This window comes from Micromonospora sp. BS32, assembly GCF_059089345.1.
This window is the reverse complement of record NZ_JBSSHR010000143.1, coordinates 1-415: the sequence shown is the minus strand read 5'-3', so window position 1 is coordinate 415 and position 415 is coordinate 1. Positions and strand designations below refer to the sequence as shown.

At 31.6% G+C, this 415-nt stretch carries 1 protein-coding gene; it reads right to left on the bottom strand.

Annotation, left to right across the window (positions count from 1 at the left end):
• On the bottom strand, positions 1 to 415 hold a 415-nt coding region (locus AC5RWQ_RS30645; protein WP_494286072.1), incomplete at both ends, for an HAD hydrolase family protein.

Genomic DNA, 415 nt, shown 5'->3' with positions numbered 1-415 from the left:
TATTTAATCATTTCTAAATCATTATCTTCATCTCCAAATGCAATAATATTAGAAGAATCTATATTTAAATATGATTTAACATAGTCAATGCCACGAGCTTTACTAATACCTCGTTTTACGATTTCAATAACAGGAAAAGGTGCACCCCAACGACGATGTTCAATATTTTCAGCATAAAAACGAGTTAACATTTGTTTAATACTTGTGATATTCACTTCTTCAGCTTCCACTAATTTGGAAGTTGGAGATTCATCAAGTTTTTCTAATAAATTGCCTGTTTGGATTTTAGTATTGCCCATTGAAAAACCTTCAAATAATCGAGGATCATGGTCATTGATAAAGACACTGTCTCTCACTTCAGCAATAATGTTTGTAACATTAGCTTTTTGAAGTGCCTCTATCATACTTCTAGCGA